Annotated in this window: 1 protein-coding gene; it reads right to left on the bottom strand. The window is 62.1% G+C overall.

The window, feature by feature from the left end; translation table 11 throughout:
* The coding region (arsD, locus tag AC0B9F_RS38415) for an arsenite efflux transporter metallochaperone ArsD (RefSeq protein ID WP_472010476.1) at positions 1–270 on the bottom strand (270 nt) is incomplete at its 3' end.
* Positions 271–356 lie beyond the last annotated feature (86 nt).

The raw sequence follows: 356 nt of genomic DNA, 5'->3' as shown, positions 1-356 counted from the left end.
GGTGGGATAAGTACCGGTCAGGGCGGTGACTCCGTCGACGATCGCCAGCGGGAGTCCTTCGGAGCCTGAGATTTTGAGGAATGCTGCGACGGTGTCGTTTCCGGCGAAGGCAAGGGGGTCGTTGGCGAGGTTGTGACGGGTGATGGTGCCGCCGTTGCTCGCGACCCAGTCGAGGTCGGCGGTGAAGGTGATCAGCGCTTGGTCGACGTCGTCGCCGCAGACGCCGGTGTTGCAGCACAGGGCGGGTTCGAATACTTCGATGGTGCTCATGATGTGTCCTCTGTTTTGTTTCGGATGTTGCTCAGATGGCCGGGACTGTGAAGAGGTCGTCGTCGAGTGCGGTGATGGCGTCGCGG

Source organism: Streptomyces sp. NPDC097129 (genome assembly GCF_055668065.1).
The sequence above is the reverse complement of the archived record's forward strand: the minus strand, read 5'-3'. Positions and strand labels throughout refer to the sequence as shown.